Origin of the sequence: Arthrobacter sp. NPDC056727 (assembly GCF_042790555.1) — a bacterium.
Classification (GTDB): domain Bacteria; phylum Actinomycetota; class Actinomycetes; order Actinomycetales; family Micrococcaceae; genus Arthrobacter.
This window is the reverse complement of record NZ_JBHTZA010000030.1, coordinates 1-20,779: the sequence shown is the minus strand read 5'-3', so window position 1 is coordinate 20,779 and position 20,779 is coordinate 1. Positions and strand designations below refer to the sequence as shown.

Here is a 20,779-nt window from a genome sequence, read left to right as displayed (position 1 = left end):
GCCTTCGGGATTCCTGACGGCGGGCACCCCCAAACAGGGCGCCCCACACCCCTACTGGGCTGCGTCGAATCCTGCGAGCAGGCGGCGTGATGCGGTCTGCATGTGGGAGCGCATCGTCGCTGTGACGGCAGCGGGGTCGTGGGCTTCGAGTGCTGCGAAGATTTCGCGGTGTTCCTTCAGCGCCGCGGCGGCGTGGCCTTCATCGGTGAGGGCCCGGTCAACCCAGATGCGAAGCAGGGAGCGGATGCTTTGCAGCAGCTCACGGAGCACATCGTTGCCTGAACCGACGGCGATCTCGCGGTGGAAGGCGGCGTCCGCCTCGACGAAAGCGGCCAGGTCCTCGAGGTTCTCCTCCATGGACTGCAGGTTGGCGCGCATGCGCTCCAGCGCCGCATCGTCGATGCGTTCGGCGGCCAGCTGTGCGGCCTGTACCTCGAGTCCGCTCCGGAGCTCCACCAGCTCGCGGGTGCGCGGGGCGCCCAGCATCAGGCCCCAGCTCAGGGTCCGGGGCAGGAGTTCCGAGACGCCGTCCCGCAGATAGGTGCCGGAGCCGGGCCGCACAATCACGATGCCCAGGATCTCCAAGGCCGCCAAGGCTTCGCGGACTGCTGACCTGCCCACGCCGAGGGATGCCGCAAGCGTGCGTTCGGCAGGAAGCCTCGTGCCCGCTGCGATGTCTCCGCTGGTGAAGTAGGCCAGCAGGCGCTCGGCGACTTCGGACACCACCGATCCCTGTTCCATGGGGCCAAGGGCTGCGCTGATAGCGGCTGTGGAGTTTTCGGGCATCTTCAAAGGGTAGCAACCGGCTGACCAATTTTTGGGGGCAACCCGGCACGAGTACGGAGAATTCGTCAACCGGTTGACCAATTTGCCTTTCCGGTCGTATGGTTGATCTCACACGCTTAGCCAATGCCGGTCTCCTCCCGGCGGTCGGCATTGAGACAACCCCCAAGCCTCCAGAGCAGGGCGCGGCCGGGGATACCAACATCTAGGAGTCAATGTGGACACCACACAATCGGTGGTCGAACGATCTGCAATCAGGAAAGTGGCAATCCGGCTGGTGCCGTTCGTCGCTTTGATGTTCTTCATCAACTACCTGGACCGCACGGCCATTTCCTTTGCCGGCCCCAACGGCATGAACACGGACCTGGCCCTCGGTGCGGCGCAGTTCGGCTTCGCCTCCGGCGTCTTCTTCATCGGCTACATCCTGCTCGAGGTCCCCAGCAACCTGGCACTGCACAAGTTCGGCGCGCGGCGCTGGCTGGCCCGCATCATGGTCAGCTGGGGCATCGTCTCGCTCCTGTTCACCTGGGTCGGCAACGTTGAGCAGCTCTACATCCTGCGCTTCATCCTCGGCGTTGCCGAGGCCGGCTTCTTCCCCGGCGCCATTCTCTTCCTGAGCCTCTGGGTTCCGGCCCGGCACCGCAGCAAGATCCTCGCCCTCTTCTACCTGGCCCAGCCGCTGACCACCGTGATCGGTGCACCGCTGGCCGGCCTCCTCATCCAGCAGCACGGACTCTTTGGCCTCGCCGGCTGGCGCGTCATGTTCTTCGGTGTCGCGCTCCCGGCGATCATCATCGGTGTCATCGCGTGGTTCTACCTGGCAGACTCCCCGGCCAAGGCCAAGTGGCTCACCGCCGACGAGAAGACCTGGCTGACCGGCGCCCTGGAGAAGGAAAAGAACGAAACCGTCGCCAGCAACAAGCACGTCAGCGTCCGCACCGTCTTCGGCAACGGCCGCGTCTGGGTGCTCTCGGCGATCTACTTCGGCTTCATCTACGGCCTCTACGCCCTCGGATTCTTCCTGCCTACCATCATCTCCGGCTTCGAAGGCATCTACGGCACCAAGTTCGATGTCTTCCAGAAGGGGCTCATCACCGCGATCCCGTACCTGCCCGCGGCCTTCGCCCTGTACTTCTGGTCCAAGGACGCCACCAAGCGGGGCGTCAAGACCTGGCACATCGCGATCCCTGCCCTGGTGGGCGGCCTGAGCATCCCGCTGGCCCTGTTTGCCGGATCGCCGGCAGCCACCATCGCCGTCATCACCATCACGGCCATGTCCATCTTCGCGGCGCTGCCCAACTTCTGGACCGTCCCCACCCAGTTCCTCACCGGTGCGGCCGCCGCGGCCGGCATCGCCCTCATCAACACCATGGGCAACCTGGCAGGCTTCAGCGCCGGCTACATCACCGGCTGGCTCAAGGACTGGACCGGCAGCTACGCCGTCCCGATGTTCGTCGTCGGTGGCTTCATGCTCTTGTCCTGCATCCTGATGGTGGCACTTAGCCGCTCGGGCAAGGTCAGCGAGGGCGTGCCCGCCGAGGCACTGGACCCCACAGGCGCCGGGCACCACTCCGAACCCTGAGTGCGGGCCTGCCCGACTGCCAGTCAGTTGGGTCACCACCACCCCGACGCGGCTTCAACCGCGGCTTCCCCACGATTTCCACTGAAAGGCCCCAGGAGCTCCCAATGACCCGCCTGTTCAATGAACCCGCAGCGTTTGCTGATGAGATGATCGAAGGCTTTGTTGCCTCGCACGACCGGTGGGTGCGGCGCGTCAACGGCGGCGTGGCCCGCAGCACCAGAAGCACTCCGGAGACGGTGGCTTTGGTGATCGGCGGCGGTTCCGGCCACTACCCGGCCTTCGCCGGACTGGTGGGCCAGGGCCTGGCGCACGGCGCGGCGATGGGCAACCTCTTCGCGTCCCCGTCCGCGCAGCAGGTCTACAGTGTGGCCAAGGCCGCGAACAACGGCGGCGGTGTCCTGCTGGGCTACGGCAACTACGCCGGCGACGTCCTGCACTTCACCCAGGCCCAGGACAGGCTCCGCGCGGAGGGCATCGACTGCCGCAGCATGGCCGTGACCGACGACGTTTCCTCCGCCCCGCTGGCCGAACGGCACAAGCGCCGCGGCATCGCCGGTGACCTGACGGTCTTCAAGGTCGCAGCCGCAGCCGCCGAGGCCGGCTACTCCATGGACGAGGTCGTCGAAATCGCGGGGCGCGCCAACGACCGCACCCGCTCCTTCGGCGTCGCATTCACCGGCTGCACCCTCCCGGGCGCCGAGAACCCGCTGTTCACCGTTCCGGAGGGCCGGATGGCGGTGGGCATGGGCATCCACGGCGAGCCCGGCATCGATGAAACTGACATTCCGACGGCGGACCAGCTCGCCGAGCTGCTCGTGGGCAAGCTCCTCACTGAGGTCCCGGACGGACTCGAAGCCAAGGGCGCGCGGGTGGTGCCGATCCTCAACGGCCTGGGCAGCGTGAAGTACGAGGAGCTGTTCGTGGTGTACCGCCGGGTCGCGCAGCTCCTCGCCGAGGCCGGCGTGGAGGCCGTGGACCCGCAGGTCGGCGAGCTGGTCACCAGCTTCGACATGGCGGGCACCTCGCTGACCCTGTTCTGGCTCGATTCCGAGCTTGAAGAACTTTGGAACGCCCCGTGCGACGCCCCGGCCTTCCGCCGCGGCGCGATCACCGCCGCTGCCCTGAGCGCGGACGAACCGGCCGCCACCGATACCGAAACCACGGCGATCCCGGACGCCACCGACGAATCCCGCGCCGCTGCCGTGCGGGTCCTGGCCGCGCTTGGCGCCGCCAAGGACGTCGTTGATGCCAACGTCGAGGAACTGGGCCGCATCGATGCGGTCGCCGGCGACGGCGACCACGGCATCGGCATGGAACGCGGTGTCCGGGCAGCGGTCGAGGCCGCAACGGACGCCGTCGAACGCGGTGCCGGCGCTGCCACCACCCTGCACCTGGCCGCCGACGCCTGGGCCGACCGGGCCGGCGGCACCTCCGGTGCGCTCTGGGGCATGGCCCTGCGGGCCGTCGGTGACGCGGTCGGGGACAGCACCACGCCCGACGCCGGCGCTGTCGCCACTGGTGTAGCCGGCGCTGCGGCCGCGATCATGGGCTTTGGCAAGGCCAAGGTGGGCGACAAGACCCTCGTGGACGTCCTCGTTCCGTTCCGCGACGCCCTGTCCGCCGCTGTCGGCACCGGGCAGTCGCTCACCGACGCCTGGGGTGCGGCGGCCACCGTGGCCCAGCAGGCCGCCGAGGAAACCGCCAACCTGCTGCCCCTGATGGGCCGTGCCCGCCCGCACGCCGAGAAGAGCCTGGGCACCCCGGACGCCGGAGCCGTGTCCATGGCGCTGATCGTCCGCGCCATCCACAACACCCTCACAGAAAACGTCCAGAAGACAACCCTTAAGGAGAACGCATGAGCGCCAAACTGCGCCTGGTCATCGGTTCCGACGACGCCGGATTCGAGTACAAGGAAGCCCTGAAGGCGGACCTGGAAGCGTCCGAACTGGTCGAATCCGTGCAGGACGTCGGGGTGGATGCCACCAGCCACACCCCCTACCCGTCCGTGGCCATCGCCGCCGCCGAACTCATCGCCGCCGGCAAGGCCGACCGTGCCCTGCTGGTCTGCGGCACCGGCCTCGGCGTCGCGATCGCGGCGAACAAGGTTCCCGGCGTCCGCGCCGTCACCGCCCACGACTCCTTCTCGGTTGAGCGTTCCATCCTCTCCAACAACGCCCAGGTCCTCACCATGGGCCAGCGCGTCATCGGCCTGGAACTCGCCCGGCGCCTGGCCAAGGAATGGCTCACCTACACCTTTGACGAATCCTCGGCCTCCGCCGGGAAGGTCACCCTGATTAAGGACTACGAGGGTGTCACTTCCTGCTAACAAGCCTTCCCAGCCCGGCGCGATCATCGGCGTCAGCCTGAAGATGTACTTCGGCTACGAGCGCACCCTGGACTGGTGCCGGGACGTGGCCCGGATCGCCTCGGCCCACCCGGCCGTTCGCAGCGGCGACATTGAACTGTTCGCCCTGCCGGCCCACCCGGTGCTGCCCGAGTGCGCGCGGATCCTGTCGGCCGCCGGGGCAGCCGCGGGCGCCCAGGACATCTTCTGGGAGGACGAGGGCGCCTTCACCGGCGAGGTCAGCGGCAAGATGGTGGCCGAAACCGGCGGCCGGTACGCCGAGGTGGGCCACGCCGAACGGCGCCGCATCTTCGGCGAGGACGACGACGTGATCGGGCTCAAGACCGCCGCCGCTTACCGCAACGGCCTCACCCCCGTGCTCTGTGCGGGCGAACCCGGGCGCGGCACCGCGGCGGACGCCATCAAGCACTGCATCCGCGAAATCGACGGCGTCCTGAACCGCGCCGGAAGCCTCGGCGCCCTGGGACGGACCATCGTGGCCTACGAGCCGCAGTGGGCCATCGGCGCGGCCGAACCCGCATCCCCGGAGTTCATCAGCGACGTCATCACCGGGCTGGACGCCCACCTCCGCACCCGCGAAGGCCAGGAAGACAGCCGGGTCATCTACGGCGGCAGCGCCGGCCCCGGCCTCATCAGCCAGCTCGGCCCCGCCGTCACCGGACTCTTCCTGGGGCGCTTCGCCCACAACCCCGCAGCAGTGCAGGACATCCTCGACGAAGCCGCAGCCCGCCTCGGGCTCATGGAACCTGTTGGAGGCAGGGCATGAGCCGGGCCGGGGGATCAAGGATCGGCCTGAGCAGCTACGCGTTCTTCTGGCAGCTCTCGGACCAGGTCAGCAAACCGCTGAGCATCCACGAGGCGCTGGAACGGACCGCGGCGCTGGGTGTGGACCTGTTCCAGATCTGCGACTACGCGCCGGTCGAAACCATGACCGACGACGAACTGCAGGCCGTGCGGGCCACCGCGGATTCCCTGGGGATCAGCCTGGAGTTGGGCACCAAGGGTATCCGGCCCGGGCACCTGCGCCGGTTCCTGCATATCGCCAGGATCCTCGGCGCACCCCTGCTGCGGACCATGTTCAACACCCCGGGCCACACCCCGACGGCGGACGAGGCGGTGGAGATCTTCACCGCGGTCCTGCCAGAGTTCAAGGCAGCCGGAGTGAAAATCGCCATCGAGACGTATGAGCAGGTCCCCACGTCCCGGGTCCTGGAGGTCGTGGAGCGCGTCGGCAGCCTGTACCTGGGCGTGTGCAGCGACCCGGCCAACACCGTGGCGGCCCTGGAGTCGCCGCGTGAGGTGATTGACGCCGTCGCACCCCATGTCCTGAACATGCACATCAAAGACTTTGCGTTCAGCCGCAAGGAGGGGTGGGTCGGGTTCACATACTCCGGCGCGCCGCTCGGGGAAGGCCTCCTGGACTACGACTACATGGTCCGGAAGCTTCAGCCCAAAGAAAGAAACATCAACCAGATCGTCGAACACTGGCTGCCGTGGCAGGACTCCGAGGACGAAACCATCCGCCTCGAAAACCAGTGGACCCAGCAAAGCCTCGATTTCCTAAGGAGCAAATGAAATGTCTGCAGAACAGTTGACCGTCGCCGTTATCGGAGCCGGAGGCAAGATGGGGATGCGCGTTTCCCGCAACCTCCAGAAGTCCAGCCACACCGTGTTCTACTCCGACAACTCACCCGCCGGCCAGGACCGCGTCCGCGCCGAAGGCCGCGAGATCACCGCCACCGACGACGCCGTCAAGGGCGCCGACGTCGTGATCCTCGCCGTTCCGGACACTGTCCTGGGCGTTGTCTCCGAGGGCGTCGTCCCGCAGATGAAGTCCGGCGCCATCGTGCTCACCCTGGACCCGGCCGCCGCCTACGCCGGCCTGCTCGCCCAGCGCGAGGACGTCGTCCAGGCCGTGGCCCACCCCTGCCACCCGTCAGTGTTCCTGGAGCGCACCACCAAGGAAGAATGGGCCGACACCTTCGGCGGCGAGGGCGCCCCGCAGAACGTGGTCGCCGCGATCGACGAGGACGCCACGGAGGCCGCCCGCGCCGCGGCCGAGGCGACCATCAAGGTCATCTACGCCCCCGTGATCGACGTCCACTGGGTCACCGTGAAGCAGCTCGCCATCCTCGAGCCCACCCTCGTGGAGACCGTCGCCTGCATGATCGGCACCCTGCTCAACGAAGCCCTGCACGAGACCGTCCACACCGCCGGCGTACCCGAGGAAGCTGCCAAGGCCATGCTGTTCGGCCACGTGCAGATCGCCCTCACCAACGCCCTGCGCGGCTCCAACCCGTTCTCCGAGGCCTGCGAGATCGCCATCCAGTACGGCAAGGACACCATCATCAAGGACGACTGGAAGAAGATCTTCGACGACTCCGAACTCGACAGCGTCATCGCCAAGATGCTCAAGCTGGACGCCGTCAAGCGCTAACCACCGGCTGCCGGTACCGGCCCCACAGCAGTGGACCCACCCCCTGGGATGGGTCCACTGCTGTTTTTAACAAAAAGTTTTCCTGCGCCCGCCGCGCCGGCACCCCTGAGCGGACCCATGTGACTTGAACGGAGGCCGGTTTTCCTTCCCGGCGGGAAGCCCTTGCGGCGCGGGAAACAGCTCCTGGCGGGGCAGTGCGGCGTTTATGCAAACGAATGGATTAGTCTCCTAGTTTTCGCTTTATGTCGGGCCTGACCTCGTGTTTCTTCTCACGGGCGGTACCCTTGCGGCCCCCGTTGCGCCGTCAATAGCGTGGATAAGGACCCTTCGAACGAGCTAAGGACTTATATGCCCTCGCCAGCCGCCACGGATCCAGACCCCATCCACCCCGGCAGAAGCCGGATACCAGCCCTTGCCCGCCTGGCATCGGGCCTCCGCTGGGACCTGCCAGCTTCCCTCGTGGTGTTCCTCGTTGCCGTCCCGCTGTCACTCGGCATCGCCGCGGCGTCGGGCGCGCCGGTCATGGCCGGACTGATCGCGGCCGCGGTCGGCGGCATCGTGGCAGGCAGCCTGGGCGGTGCACCGCTGCAGGTCAGCGGCCCGGCGGCCGGCCTGACGGTCATCGTCGCGGGCCTCATTGAGCAGTTCGGCTGGCCCGTCACCTGCGCCATCACCGTGGCTGCCGGGGTCCTCCAGGTGCTGCTTGGCATGGCCAGGGTGGGCCGGGTGGCCCTGGCCATCGCCCCGGTGGTGGTGCACGCGATGCTTGCCGGAATCGGCATCATCATCGTCCTGCAGCAGCTGCACGTCATGCTCGGCGCCGAAGCAGGCGAAGCGGCACTTCACAACATCCTGGCGCTGCCGGACACCCTCGCCACGCTGGATCCGCAGGCCGCGTTCCTCGGCGCTGTCGTGATCGCGCTGCTCGTCGGGTGGAAATACATGCCCGCGGCTGTCCGCCGCGTTCCCGGGCCGCTGGTGGCCGTCGTGGCAGCGACGCTGCTGTCGCTGCCGTTCAATTCCGACGTCGACCGGATCACCTTCGACGGTTCGCTGCTGGACGCGCTCTCCCTGCCGCACCTGCCGCAGGGGGAGTGGACCGCCATCGCGGTCGGCGTCGTCACCATCGCCCTGGTGGCGAGCGTCGAGTCGCTGCTGTCCGCCGTCGCCGTCGACAAGATGCACCACGGCGACCGCACCGACTTCAACCGCGAGCTCCTCGGCCAGGGCGCCGCCAACGTGACCTCGGGCATGCTGGGCGGGCTTCCCGTCACCGGCGTGATCGTGCGCAGTGCCACCAACGTGGAGGCCGGGGCCCGGACCCGGAAGTCCGCAATCCTGCACGGCATCTGGGTCCTCGTCTTTTCCCTGCTGCTGGCGGGCGTCATCCAGCTGGTGCCGGACGCTGTGCTTGCCGGGCTGCTCATCATGATCGGCATCCGTCTCGTGAAGGTTGCCGACTTCCAGACCGCACGCGTCACGGGTGACCTGGCCGTCTACGCCGCCACGCTGCTCACGGTGGTGCTCGTGAACCTTCTGGCCGGGGTGCTGATCGGGCTTGCCCTGGCCGTGCTGCTGGTCCTGTGGCGCGTGGTCCGCGCCAGCATCCACGCCGAACCCCTCGGCGGCGCGGCCGAAAACCGCTGGCGGGTGGTCATCGACGGTTCCTGCACGTTCCTGTCGCTTCCGCGCCTGAGCAAGGTGCTGGCGGCTGTCCCGCCGGCCGCCCATGTCACCGTGGAACTCGACGTCGACTACCTTGACCACCCCGTCCACGACACCCTGGAGGCCTGGCGCCTGCGGCATGTGAACAACGGCGGCAGCGTCGAGATCGAGGAAACGGGCACCGCCACGCTCCACGCCGCCCTGGCGGGAACTCCCGCGCGCGGCTCGTCCCGGTCGGCGCTGCGCGGCGGGTTCGCCCCGTGGCGGAGCTGGCAGCGGGACGGCCTGCCGGAGGGGGCAGAGGCAGCCGGTGCCATCCCGGCGCCCGTGCGTTCGGTGCTCAACGGCGTCGACAGCTACCACCGCCGCCACGCCCACCTGCTGCGTCCGCATGTCCAGGAGCTGTCCACCTTCCAGGATCCGGACACGCTTTTCCTCACGTGCGCCGACTCGCGTCTGGTGCCGAACCTGATCACCAGCAGCGGCCCCGGGGACCTCTTCACGGTCCGGAATGTGGGCAACGTGGTGGGAGGCGACCGGCTTGAACCGTCGGTGGAAGCATCCCTGAAATTCGCGGTCAATGAGCTCTCGGTCAAGAACGTGGTCATCTGCGGCCACTCCGGCTGCGGCGCCATGACGGCCCTGCTCGCCGGACCTGCTTCAGACGGGAACCCGGCAGACCGGAACCCGGAAGGGCAGGAGGAGCGGTGCCCCGTCGAGTCCTGGCTGGACCACGGGCGGCCGAGCCTGGAGTCGTTCCATGCAGGCCATCCCGTCCAGGTTGCCGCCGAGCAGGCCGGGTACGGCGCAGTGGACCAGCTGGCCATGGTCAACGTCGCGGTCCAGCTTGAGCGGCTGCAGCGGCACGCCAGCCTGCAGGGCGCCGTCCGGAGCGGTGACCTCCACGTGACGGGCCTGTTCTACGACATCGCCACGGCCAGGGTCCTGCAGATCACGCCCACCGGCATCAGCCACCTGGATCCGCTGCCGCGGGCCGGGGAACTGGCGCCCGCCTGACCGGACGTGAGCCATAAACAGGCCAGGCCCTAACAGCAGATGGTCCCGGGCAGGAAACCTGCCCGGGACCATCTGTCTTTGCTGACTCTTACTTGCCGGACGCAATCAGCGCATCGACTTCGTTCTTTTCACGGTTGCTCCAGGTCTCCCTGGTTGCCAGCGCCGCGATGAGGCCGATCGCGCCGCAGGCGATGTAGACGATGGACACCCCGCTCCAGCCCCAGGCCGCCGCGGTGGCTGCGGCGATCAGCGGGATGAAGCCGGAGATGGCCGCGGAGAACTGGTAGCCGATGGATGCCCCGGAGGTGCGGGTGTTGGCATTGAACAGTTCGGAGAACCAGGCGCCCTGGGCGCCGGCCAGCATGTCGTGGAGTACCGGCAGGCCGACGACGTAGACGAGGACGATCAGGAACGGGACTGCGGTGTTGACCATGAGGAACATGGGGAAGCCGAACAGGATGATGCCCGCGCAGCCGGCGATGTAGAGCTTGCGGCGTCCGATGCGGTCGGTGGCCCGCCCCCAAAGTATGGTGGCGGCGACGCCGACGGCGGCTGCCAGCACCAGGCCGGTCAGGCCAACCTGCCGGTCAACGATCTTGTTGGTGCTGATGTAGGAGAGCAGGTAGGTGACAATGACGTAGAAGCCGCCGGATTCGGCCAGGCGCAGCCCGATGACGCGGAGGATGTTCCGCCAGTCGTCCCTGATGACCGTCAGCAGCGGGTTCTTGACGAGTTCACCGCGGGCCTTGGTTTCTTCGAACTCGGGGGATTCGCTGACCTTCATGCGGATGATGATGCCGGCGATGATCAGGATGGAGCTGGCAAGGAACGGCACGCGCCAGGACCACTCGTTGTTCCAGCCCGTGGTGCCGAGGAACACCAGGTTGGCCAGCAGCAGCCCGAGCGGAACGCCTGCCTGCGGGATGCCGGTGTACTGCCCGCGCTTGCGCCAGGGGGCGTGTTCGAAGGTCATCATGATCGCGCCGCCCCACTCGGCGCCGAACGCCAGGCCCTGGATGATGCGGATGGCCACGAGCAGCACCGGTGCCAGAACGCCCACCTGCTGGTACGTGGGAAGGACCCCGATGAGGAACGTCGCCGCGCCCATCACCAGCAGCGCACCCACCAGGACCGGCTTCCGGCCATACTTGTCGCCGAGGTAGCCGCCGATCAGGCCGCCCAGGGGACGCATGGCAAAGCCAACGGCCAGGGTTGCGAACGCGAGGAGGGTCGCGGCCAGGGGATCCTGGCCCGGGAAGAAGGCGCTGCCGAAGTAGAGGGCGGCGGCCGTTCCGTAGGCGAGGAAGTCGTAGTTTTCGATGGTCGTTCCAACTGCGCTGCCGATGGCGACCTTCAGTTTGTCCGGTGATCCGTTCTTGGCCTGCTGGGCGTGCGTTTGCGTGAGGGTGCTCATCGCGTTCATATCTCCTTCGATATGGGACAGGATTTCCTGCCCCTGCGGTCGCCGCAGGCGCTGTCCCCGTGGACACCGGCCCCGGCGTCACCTGGGCTGTTTCAGAGCCTTGGCGTTGTCAATGTTGTAAAAGCTGCGGATGTGGTCGCCCACGGCCCGCCGTGCCTCATCGGCTTTCCTTCGGCGAAGCGCCGCAAGGATCGCGCGGTGTTCGCTGCGGACCACCTTGGCCGTTTCCCGCCAGTTCTCAAGCCGGGCGTAGGCCTCGATCATCTGGCGGTTGATGGCCGTCCGGAGGGAGCCCATCAGGTGTGCCGTGAGTGAGTTGCCGGTGGATTCGGCGATCCGAACATGGAACGCCGCATCCAGCCGGTTGAACTCGGGGGTGGTGATCTCCGGATCGTCCATCCGGTCGAGGATCTGCTCCAGTTCGGCCAGGTCCTCCTCGGTGGCCCGCTGGGCGGCCTCCTCGCAGCACCAGGTTTCGAGGGCGATCCGGGTTTCGAGTACCTCGTTGTGGTCAAACTGGCCGAGCGCAAGCTGGAGCTTCAGGAGGTTGATGAACCCGGAACCCGGCTCCTCAACCAGGACCGCCCCACCGTCGGCTCCTCCGCCGGGGCGGATGTCGACGATGCCCAGCGCCTCCAGGACCCTGAGCGATTCCCGCAGGGAGGGGCGGGAAACGTTCAGGAGGGCGGACAGGTCACGCTCGCTGGGCAGCTTGTCCCCGGCCTTGAGCCTGCCGTCCAGGATGCGTTCCTCGATCTGGGCCATCACCTGTTCGTAGGTACGGACCCGCTGTACCGGTTCCCATGCTTCTGCGCTCATGCCGATCACCTCTTTGATTTTCCTGCCGGCGGCAGGGGGCCGCGGCACTTTCATCGTAGTTGCTCGGCCTGACCGTCTTACCGCTGCAGCTGCAGGAGCTCTGCGCGGGCCTCGCTCTCCAGCTGGCGCCGGATCTGGACGGCAAGCAGGCTCTCGTCGGCGTCGACGTCGTCCCAGGAAACCGTGCGGTCCTTGGGCACGTCGCGCTTGAGCTTCATGCCGTGGGCCAGGCCCAGGGGCAGGGCGTTGCGCTCGAGCGAAATGTGCGCCGGGGCCAGTTTGCCGAACGCGGTGTAGCCGCCTTCGCCGTCGAGGATTTCACCGGCCTTGAGGTCCTTCTTGGCGGTGGTCACGACGTCGCCGCGGAAGCCGGTGGGGGCGCCGGTGGCTTCCCCGCGGAGCACGGCGGAGGCGATGCTGACACCGAGCTCCAGCCCGATCATGTGGTACGGCCGGTAGAGCGAGCCGTAGCGGCCGGTGGAGTCCGTCTTGACGCCGTATTCCGCGAAGCACTGCACGGCGTAGTCGGTCTTGGCCTCGAAGGTGACGTAGACGCCCCAGCGGAGGTCGCGGTCCACCTCGGTGCCGTCCCGGTTCAGGCTGGAGGCTATTTCCACGGTGCCGCGGCGGGTAAGGACGCCGCCGACGGACTGTTCGCGGTAAACGTGCGGAAGGTCGTCGACGCCGGCCGGCGGGAAGAACAGTCCCTCGTCCTGGGGCGTGAGGCCGGTGCCGTTGGCGACGGCGGCCATCTCGATGGCAGATTTGGTGCCGTCCAGGAACGAGTTGAACATCTTCGGGTTGAAGTCCCCGCTGGCGAGCTGCTCGTCGGTGAAACCGTAGTAGTTCCAGACGGTGTCCGGCGTGGAGTAGTTGTATTCGGGGAGGTATTTGGTGCCCTTGCCGGCGGCCACGATGTCGAACCCGACGGTGCGGCACCAGTCGACCATTTCGCAGATCAGGGCCGGCTGGTCGCCGTAGGCCATGGAGTAGACAACGCCGGCGGCCTCGGCGCGCCGCTGCAGGAGCGGGCCCACCATGCAGTCGGCCTCGACGTTGACCATGATGATGTGCTTGCCGTTGTCGATGCTCTGCACGGCGTGGGCGGTGCCGACGATCGGGTTGCCCGTCACCTCGAGGATGACTTCGATCTGCGGCTGCTGGATCAGGGCGGCGGAACTGTCGGTCACGAAGGTGCTGCCGTTGCGCAGTGCCTCGGCAAAGCTGCCGGCGGCATAGCGCTCCGCCGGCCAGCCCGTCCGCTGCAGGGCGCCCTTCGCCTTCGGGACATCGATATCGGCGACGCCCACCACGTGGATGCCCTCTGAGTTGAGGGCCTGGGTCAGGAACATGGAGGCGAACTTGCCCGCGCCGATGACGCCCACCCGGATGGGGCCCTGGGTGGCGGTTCGTTTTTGGAGAAGAGAGTGGAGGTTCATGGAGTACTTCCTCGTAGCGGCAATGCTGGCGGACGGTCAGTTGGTCTGACCATCTGATGTTGCAACCATGACATGAGGGTGGAGGGTGTGTCAAGCGTCACGTCGCCCGGCAGTGGCTTCGTTCTGCGTACCGCGTCGCCAAGGCGCGTAGCCCGTGCACCAAAGACGGGTATTCGGCCCCCGTGACTTGATTGGACCGCAAGCGTTGAATGGTCTGACACCCAAGGGGTACGGGGGAGAGGCGCAGGGCGGGCGGCGAAACAGGGCAAGCAAGGAAGGAAACGAACATGGACGGATGCAGGCCATGAGTTCCGGACTGGCGTCAGCGATGGAGTTTGCCGGGTCCCTCCCGGGGTCCATCCTGCTCATGCTGGGGCAGGCAGTGGTGGTGGTGTGCGCCTGTTCGGACATGGTCCGGCTGCTGTCCGTGCCGCGCTCCCACCGAAGGTATCTGGCCAACACCGTCTTCCGTACCGTGGCGCCGCCGGCGATCCTGGCCACGGCGGTCAGGGCGCTGCTCGATGCCGCCGCCGGCGTCTGGCCTAACGTCACGGCCGGCATGTTCGTGCTGGTGGTCCTGATCTACCGGTGGCGGACCGACACCGACGAGGACAGCTGGTGGAAGGGCAAAGGCAAAGCCCTGGGCCGGTGGTTCAGCAGGCGGACCGCCTTCGGGGTCCGGTCCGCCCCGGCCGCAGCGATGCAGGCATCAGCCGGGAACGGGTCAGTCCTTGAACAGACCCGCCAGGTCCTCCGCCGTGAGCGCACCACCCGAGAGGGCATCACCCTCCATGACGTCAGCGAACAGCTGCGACTTCTTGGCCTTGAGCGCCATGACCTTCTCCTCGATGGTGTCCTTGGCCACCAGCCGGTACACCATGACGTTCCTGGCCTGGCCGATGCGGTGCGTGCGGTCCACCGCCTGCGCCTCTGACGCCGGGTTCCACCAGGGGTCGAGCAGGAACACGTAGTCGGCCTCGGTCAGGTTGAGGCCGAAGCCGCCGGCCTTGAGGCTGATCAGGAACACCGGGGCGGTGCCGTTCTTGAACTCGTTGACGACGTCGGAACGGTTCCGGGTGCCGCCGTCGAGATAGCAGAACTCGATGTTCTCCTCGGTGAGGCGCTCGCGGACCTTGCCCAGGAATCCGGTGAACTGGCTGAAAATGAGGGCACGGTGGCCTTCGGCCACGAGGTCCTCCAGCTGCTCGAACAATACGTCCAGCTTGCTCGAGCGCACGCCGGACAGGGACTCGTCCACGAGCGTTGCGTCCAGGCTGAGCTGCCGCAGCAGCGTGAGCGACTGGAAGATGGTGAAGCGGTTCTTGTTCACGTCCTCGATCAGGCCCAGGATTTTTTGCCGCTCGCGCTGCAGGTGCGTCTGGTAGACCTTCTGGTGCCGCGGATTGAGCACCACCTCCAGGATCTGTTCCTGCTTGGGCGGCAGGTCCTTGATGACCTGCTCCTTGGTGCGGCGCATCATGAGCGGACGGACCCGACGGCGGAGCTTGTCCAGCTGCCCCTTGTCGCCGTTTTTCTCCACCGGCTTCTGGTAGTACTCGGCGAAGCGTGAAGGGCTCGCGAACAGCCCCGGCGCCACGATGGAGGTCAGGGCCCAGAACTCCATGAGGTTGTTCTCCAGCGGCGTGCCCGTGATGGCCAGCTTGAACGCCGCCGGAAGCTTGCGGGCGCACTGGTACGCCTTGGACTGGTGGTTCTTCACGAACTGGGCCTCGTCCAGCACCAGCCCGGCCCAGCGCCGTCCAGCGTAGGACTCGTAATCGATCCGGAACAGCGCGTAGGACGTGATGACGACGTCGGCCCCGGCCAAGGCCTCGGCGGGGTCCGCGCCGCTCTTGGCGAAGGTCTCGCCGACGGCGCGCACCGTCAGGCCGGGCGCGAAGCGGGCGGCCTCGGCCTCCCAGTTGCCCACGACGCTGGTCGGCGCCACCACCAAAAAGGGCGTGCCGCCGTCGTCCGCTGCTTTGGCTGGTTCCGTTTTGGCGTCCGCTGCCGCAGCGTCCGGCGACGATGCGGCATGCTCTTTGGCCGCACACATCAGCGCCAGCGCTTGGACCGTCTTTCCCAGGCCCATGTCGTCGGCGAGCACGCCGCCGAGGCTGTGGCGGTACAGGAAGCTCAGCCAGTTGTAGCCCTCCAGCTGGTACGGGCGCAGTTCGGCGTTGAGCGTGGCCGGCAGCGGCAGGCCCTGCACGCCGTCCTCCAGCAGCCCGCCCACCGCCGCGCGCCAGGCGGCCGCCTGCTCGTCCACGATCCCCAGCTGGGCAAGCTCATCCCACAGGCCGGCCTGGAAGCGGCTGATCTGCAATGGGGCGTCCTTGTTGTCCTGCAGCGAACGGGCCTCATCGATCAGGGCCCGCAGCTGGTGCAGCTCCGGAAGGTCGAGGGAGAAGTACGCGCCGCTGGGCAGCAGCATCCGTGTCTGGCCGGCGGCGAGGGCGGAGAAGAGGGCCGCGAAGGACACCGGCTGGCCCTCGAGGGTGATCACGATGCCGAGGTCGAACCAGTCGCGCTGGTCGGTGGCCTTGGTGGAGATGGCCACCACCGGCGCCTCCTCGGCCTCCCGGTAGTCCGCGATGTCGCCGGAAGTGTCCACGTCGACGCCGGGCGTGGCCTTCAGCTTGGGGAGGACCTCCTCCGTGAAGGCGAGTGTGTCCAGCCCGCTCAGCTCTGCGGTGGCCGCGAGGCGCGGCGTGCCCCAGCCTCCGGCGGCCGACTCGCCGAGCTTCGGCACCACGTCCCATGGCTGGCCGACGGCCTCCAGGATCCGGGCTTCGGCCGGATCGTCGCGGTAGCCGTGGTCGCCGGGATGACGCCACAGCGGCTGCGCTGTGACGATGGTGCCGGACTTGTAGTGCCATTCCCAGTGCAGCCGCACGCGGTGATCGGTGCCGTAGTTGGCCAGCAGCGACAGCGTCGGGAGGGCGAGCTCGGGCAGCTCGACGGAGTCGTCCGCTGCCGTCACCCGTGCCGTTTGCTTGAGCTTGGGGTAGAAGCCGGTGAGGAAGCGGCCCTCGTCCCGGGCCGGGATGTGCAGCGTGCTGCCCGCCGTGACGAACGCGAGCAGCTCCTCGCTCAGCCCGCTCTCCAACGGGGCCAGGGTGATGATCCCGTCCGCGGCGACCCCCGGCAGCGAGTCCCCGCCGGAGGTGAGGAATATGCCGTGCGCCGGGCGCCCGATGGTGCCCACCGACGCCGGATCAACCTCGGTGCCGTCGACCGTAATCGTGGACGCGAGCTCCAGGCCCCCGTCTTGGGCGTCACTTCCGTAGCGGCCCAGGTTGAGGCCCACCGCCGCGGGCTCCGCCGCCACGTTGACGGGCTCCTGGCCGCGGCTGTGCACCAGCGCGACGCCGATCTGCCGGGCTTCCTCCAGCAGGCCCCAGAGATTCTTTCCGGCGAAGGTGTTCAGCCCCAGCCAGAGGGCCGCGGACGACGACGAATACGCCCGGTTCGCGCCGGCGGTATGCGCGGCGAGGAAGGCCTGCATCCACTCCACATGTGCCTGGTTACACTCGCGCTTGAAGCTCAGGTAGCTCAGGGTGTTCCACGAAACGTCGCCGCGGATCCATTTGCCCTTGGCGCCCATGATCACCGGGCGGGCCTTGAGCTGGCGGACGCTGCGGAGCGGATCCCGGCGGCCAGTGTAGGAGAAGTGCGGGGCCGGTTCCTCCACCTCGAACTGCAGGGCCAGGGGAGTGCCGCCGCTTGGCTGGGCAGGGCCGGCCTGCGAAATCAGGGGGCTAAGCGCCTGCTCCCAGTCCGAGAGCGCCGGCACCGACTGTTCCCGCGACACCCTCGAGACGTCAGCGGGGGACAGGAGCTGCACCCTGACGGCCGGGTTGTCCTCGGCGGCGAACAGGAGCGCGGCCACGTGCTTGCAGTCCTTGCGGACCGGGCAGCTGCAGACGCCCACCGTGCAGCTCCAGCCGCCGCCCTTCCGGACCAGCTTGGCCGTGGTGGAATAGGGTACTTCGGAACCGCCCCGGACCTTGCCAAGCATCAGGCCGGTGGCGGCGTCGAACGAGATGCCGGAGACGCGGCCGCCCATGGCGTAGGCGAGCCCGGCCGCGAGCGAGCGGTCGTTGATCGCGGGGGTCTGGATTGCCAATGCCGCACTGTCGTCCGGTTGGGAAGGCATGGGTGCGCGCTACTTTCGGCAGGTCGAGAATCTGCAGGTTATCTGATCCATCTTAGTCGGGCGGAGGAGGCTCTCAAATTTGCCGCCGCCCGCCGTCGGGCCCTTCTGGTGCGCTCCCCACAATGGGGCCGGCGGGCGCAAACTTCGCCTGACGTTCACTTGGCCCTAAACCTGCGACTGCCCGCGGCACGTACGTTGAAGGAGTCCTGAGCACCACCGGCTTTCAGCAGTAAGGATTCCCATGACTTCCAACGAATACCCCGTTGTCCTGACCGTCGAGGGCGCCGCAGGCGGCGACAGCGGCAGCGATGCAGAGACGGTTGATTCCAATGTCGCCGTGGTGAACACCATGTACCAGGAGCTGCTCGGCGCGGGAGAGATTGCGCCCAACGCCCTGCGCAGCTTCTTTGTGGACTTCTACCTGACCCAGTCCCTGGGCGGCGGCTTTGCGCAGTACGTGTTCACCGCCCCGGACCGTGAGGAGCTTGACGCATACATCCGCGAGGGCCTGGAAGGCATGGGCGCCGCCGGGCATGTTAACCTTTTCGGCCGCACCGTGGAGGCATTCGACGCTCTGTCGGAGGAGGAGGCGGACGTCTACCTGGACGGCGTGGCCGATGCCAGTGGCGATGGCGCGCTCCCCGAACGCGTGCAGGCCATGGAGGACCTCGACGCCGAATTCGAGTCCCTCCTCGAAACGGAGGACATCGTTGCCCTCAACGCGGCGTGGCTGCGCGGACAGGAAGGCCTGCTGGTCCTGAACGACGACGAGCTCACCGCCCACATCGCCAAGCGAGTGGCGGCGCTGCCCGACCTCGAAGAGCGCCGCGCCGAGGCCGAGGAAGAGGCCCTGGAGAACGCCCCGGAATTTGAGGTCATCATCCGGGAACTGTGCGACATCGCCGGGTATGAACTGCAGAAAATCATCATGGGCGATCCGAGCTACGACCACAACGGCGAGACGGTGCTCGCCTGGCGCTTCAGCACCGACCACGGCGACTTCCTCATGATTGAGGACGACGACGAGGCCTTCATGCTCACCCCGGACACCAAGGAAATTGTGGCTGCGGTGGAGTTTGAGGAGCTGGACGAGGACCTCGTGGAGGCATAGCCCCGCGCGGGGCAGCGGCATTTCCTTGTGCCGGCTGCCCCCTTGCGGCGGCTCCGTTGAGGGGGCGGCCTGCCGGATGGTCAAGGTTTCCTCAGGGTCGCGTCCAGATACTGGCTTTCTCTTCAGATCATGGACCTGGAGAGGATCACCTCGCTGGGTCTCAGCCGGGTGAAGTCTGGGGCCTTTGAGGGGAGCTTTCCATGAAATCTGCAAGAATCCGTCCACGTCTGGCAGCTGCCGTCACGGCTGGCGCACTGTTGGCACTGGCCGTCCCGACGGCGGCTGTTCCGGCTTTTGCCGTCATCAGCGACCCGGGGACGCACATCATCACCGTTTTCCCGGAGCGCGACATGGTCTCCGCCGAGGGGTACGCGGCCAGTGACCGTCCCACCATCCAGGTGCTTCGAGGCGGCGCGGTCATCGGCACGGCGTCCAACCTGGTACCGGTCGCCGGAATCGTGGAGGTCAACCACCCCGGCGGAGGATGCTGGGAAGGAACCACCCCGGACATCCGCTCGGGTGACGTGATCCGTGTCCTGACGGCGCCCGACGTCGGCGACCAGACCTTCGTAGGAAACGTCACCGTCACACAGCCCGCCACGAAGATCAACGCCACCACCGTGGTGATGAAGGGTACCGCTGCTGCGCCCGGCGGCGGGCAGCTCCCGGCGGACCAGCTGGAAGCCAGGGTTGTGGCAGCCAATCAGTCGTTCGCCCTGAACGGACGCCGCACGCTGCGTGCCGGCGCACCGGGTTCAGGCGAGGACGGCGTGGTGGTTTACGACGGGCCGGGCCTCACCACCTGGACGGCCACCTGGACGGGTCTCGGCGGCGTCGGCGCCGACGGCGTGTCCGACGCAGACCGCGCGTCATCACCGACCACCTCCGAAAGCCGGGGGATGTGGCTGGGACGCAACGCCGCGACCGGCAATGAAGTCACGATATTCGAGTACGCGGCGATCGGCGGCCCGGCGGCCCCGTGCACGGCGCCGCTCGCCAAGGGGCCGAGCACCCCTGACCTGACGGCTGCGACCGACACCGGACGCTTCAACACGGACAACATCACGCGCAGCACCACCCCCGCCTTCACAGGTGCCACCGCATTGCCGGATGCCGCGAGCGTCAACCTCTACATTGACGGCGTGGCAAGCGGTTCGGCGTCGGTGGCAGCGAACGGCAGCTACTCGATCACGTCCAGCCGTGTGCTGGCCAACGGCCGGCACACCGTGACCGCCGGCGAGGTCAGCCCGGGCGGCGTCGAAACCCGGTCCACCGGGTCCCTGGCCGTCACCGTCGACACCGTGGCGCCCGTGGTCACCGCCAAGGCGCCGGCCATCAACTCGATGATGGCCAGCCAGACGGCCAACGTCACGGCAACCTTTAACGAGCCGATCGCAGGGCTGGGAACGGCATCCTTCACCCTGAAGAACTCGGCCGGAGCGCTGATCGCGTCTCCGGTGACGTGGAACGCCACCACACGGGTTGCCACGCTGAACCCGAACGCCACGCTGGCGGCTGACCGCAAGCACACGGCAACGCTGACGGCCGGCATCACGGACATCGCCGGCAACCCGATCGCTGCGAACTCCTGGGCGTTCACCACCGGTCCGCGGCCGGTAGTGACGGCCAAGTCTCCGGGCACGAACGCCACCGCCGTGAGCCGCACTGCCAACGTCACCGCAACCATCAGTGAGCGAGTGACCGGCGTCGCCAACGGAACGTTTGCCCTCCGGAACGCCTCTACCGGCGCCCTGGTGAGCTACGCCGTCAGCTACAACGCCACCACCCGGGTGGCAACCCTGAACCCGAACGTGACCCTGGCGGCCAACACGAGGTACACGGCCACCATCTCCAGCAGCATCAAGGACGCCGCCGGCAACCCGCTCAGCGGCCTCTCCTGGAGCTTCACCACAGGAAGGTAACTGCGCAGCTTCACAAGGACCTCCGGCCCGGCGCCGCCCGAAAGGGCAGCGCCGGGC

The 20,779-nt window shown here is 67.6% G+C and carries 14 protein-coding genes; 9 read left to right on the top strand and 5 right to left on the bottom strand.

Annotated elements, in window-relative coordinates:
• Window positions 1-51 precede the first annotated feature (51 nt).
• Window positions 52-786: a FadR/GntR family transcriptional regulator gene (locus ACFRAH_RS21515; RefSeq protein WP_377992941.1), complete on the bottom strand. Its 735-nt coding sequence runs from the start codon at window positions 784-786 to the stop codon at window positions 52-54.
• A gap of 214 nt (window positions 787-1,000) precedes the next feature.
• Here ACFRAH_RS21515 and ACFRAH_RS21510 point away from each other — a divergent pair, with 214 nt between their 5' ends.
• The 7 genes from ACFRAH_RS21510 (at window position 1,001) to ACFRAH_RS21480 (ending at window position 9,849) form a co-directional block, all read left to right on the top strand.
• Window positions 1,001-2,365 carry an MFS transporter gene (locus ACFRAH_RS21510; protein WP_377992940.1) on the top strand — a complete coding sequence of 455 codons (1,365 nt, stop codon included), beginning with the start codon at window positions 1,001-1,003 and terminating at the stop codon, window positions 2,363-2,365.
• 104 nt (window positions 2,366-2,469) lie between these two features.
• Window positions 2,470-4,224 (top strand): dihydroxyacetone kinase family protein, encoded by a 1,755-nt coding sequence (locus tag ACFRAH_RS21505; protein ID WP_377992939.1) that lies wholly within the window; start codon window positions 2,470-2,472, stop codon window positions 4,222-4,224.
• Window positions 4,221-4,691: a ribose-5-phosphate isomerase gene (locus ACFRAH_RS21500; RefSeq protein ID WP_377992938.1), complete on the top strand. Its 471-nt coding sequence runs from the start codon at window positions 4,221-4,223 to the stop codon at window positions 4,689-4,691. The genes ACFRAH_RS21505 and ACFRAH_RS21500 overlap by 4 nt, the downstream gene beginning before the upstream one ends.
• The gene (locus ACFRAH_RS21495) at window positions 4,675-5,496 is read left to right on the top strand and encodes a triose-phosphate isomerase family protein (protein WP_377992937.1); all 822 of its coding nucleotides are present in this window, start codon (window positions 4,675-4,677) and stop codon (window positions 5,494-5,496) included. The genes ACFRAH_RS21500 and ACFRAH_RS21495 overlap by 17 nt, the downstream gene beginning before the upstream one ends.
• Window positions 5,493-6,305 (top strand): sugar phosphate isomerase/epimerase family protein, encoded by an 813-nt coding sequence (locus tag ACFRAH_RS21490; RefSeq protein ID WP_377992936.1) that lies wholly within the window; start codon window positions 5,493-5,495, stop codon window positions 6,303-6,305. Before ACFRAH_RS21495 ends, ACFRAH_RS21490 begins: the two co-directional genes overlap by 4 nt.
• 1 nt (window position 6,306) lies before the next feature.
• Window positions 6,307-7,167, top strand: a complete 861-nt coding sequence (locus tag ACFRAH_RS21485) for a phosphogluconate dehydrogenase C-terminal domain-containing protein (protein ID WP_377992935.1) — start codon at window positions 6,307-6,309, stop codon at window positions 7,165-7,167.
• A 348-nt stretch (window positions 7,168-7,515) separates the two neighbouring features.
• Window positions 7,516-9,849, top strand: coding sequence for a SulP family inorganic anion transporter (locus ACFRAH_RS21480; protein ID WP_377992934.1), 2,334 nt, complete (start codon window positions 7,516-7,518; stop codon window positions 9,847-9,849).
• A gap of 88 nt (window positions 9,850-9,937) precedes the next feature.
• Here the strand turns inward: ACFRAH_RS21480 and ACFRAH_RS21475 are convergent, their stop codons facing one another.
• The 4 genes from ACFRAH_RS21475 to ACFRAH_RS21460 form a co-directional block, all read right to left on the bottom strand.
• Window positions 9,938-11,263 carry an MFS transporter gene (locus tag ACFRAH_RS21475; RefSeq protein ID WP_377992933.1) on the bottom strand — a complete coding sequence of 442 codons (1,326 nt, stop codon included), beginning with the start codon at window positions 11,261-11,263 and terminating at the stop codon, window positions 9,938-9,940.
• Window positions 11,264-11,350: 87 nt separating this feature from the next.
• Entirely contained in the window at window positions 11,351-12,091 is a 741-nt protein-coding gene (locus ACFRAH_RS21470; RefSeq protein WP_377992932.1) for a FadR/GntR family transcriptional regulator, read from the bottom strand.
• A gap of 77 nt (window positions 12,092-12,168) precedes the next feature.
• Window positions 12,169-13,530: an NAD(P)H-dependent oxidoreductase gene (locus ACFRAH_RS21465; RefSeq protein ID WP_377992931.1), complete on the bottom strand. Its 1,362-nt coding sequence runs from the start codon at window positions 13,528-13,530 to the stop codon at window positions 12,169-12,171.
• Window positions 13,531-14,254: 724 nt separating this feature from the next.
• Window positions 14,255-17,689 (bottom strand): SNF2-related protein, encoded by a 3,435-nt coding sequence (locus ACFRAH_RS21460; RefSeq protein ID WP_377992930.1) that lies wholly within the window; start codon window positions 17,687-17,689, stop codon window positions 14,255-14,257.
• A gap of 241 nt (window positions 17,690-17,930) precedes the next feature.
• Between ACFRAH_RS21460 and ACFRAH_RS21455 the strand changes: the two genes are divergently transcribed.
• Both ACFRAH_RS21455 and ACFRAH_RS21450 read left to right on the top strand, forming a co-directional pair.
• The gene (locus tag ACFRAH_RS21455; RefSeq protein WP_377992929.1) at window positions 17,931-18,800 is read left to right on the top strand and encodes a hypothetical protein; all 870 of its coding nucleotides are present in this window, start codon (window positions 17,931-17,933) and stop codon (window positions 18,798-18,800) included.
• A 200-nt stretch (window positions 18,801-19,000) separates the two neighbouring features.
• Entirely contained in the window at window positions 19,001-20,722 is a 1,722-nt protein-coding gene (locus tag ACFRAH_RS21450; protein WP_377992928.1) for an Ig-like domain-containing protein, read from the top strand.
• The last annotated feature ends 57 nt before the right edge of the window (window positions 20,723-20,779 follow it).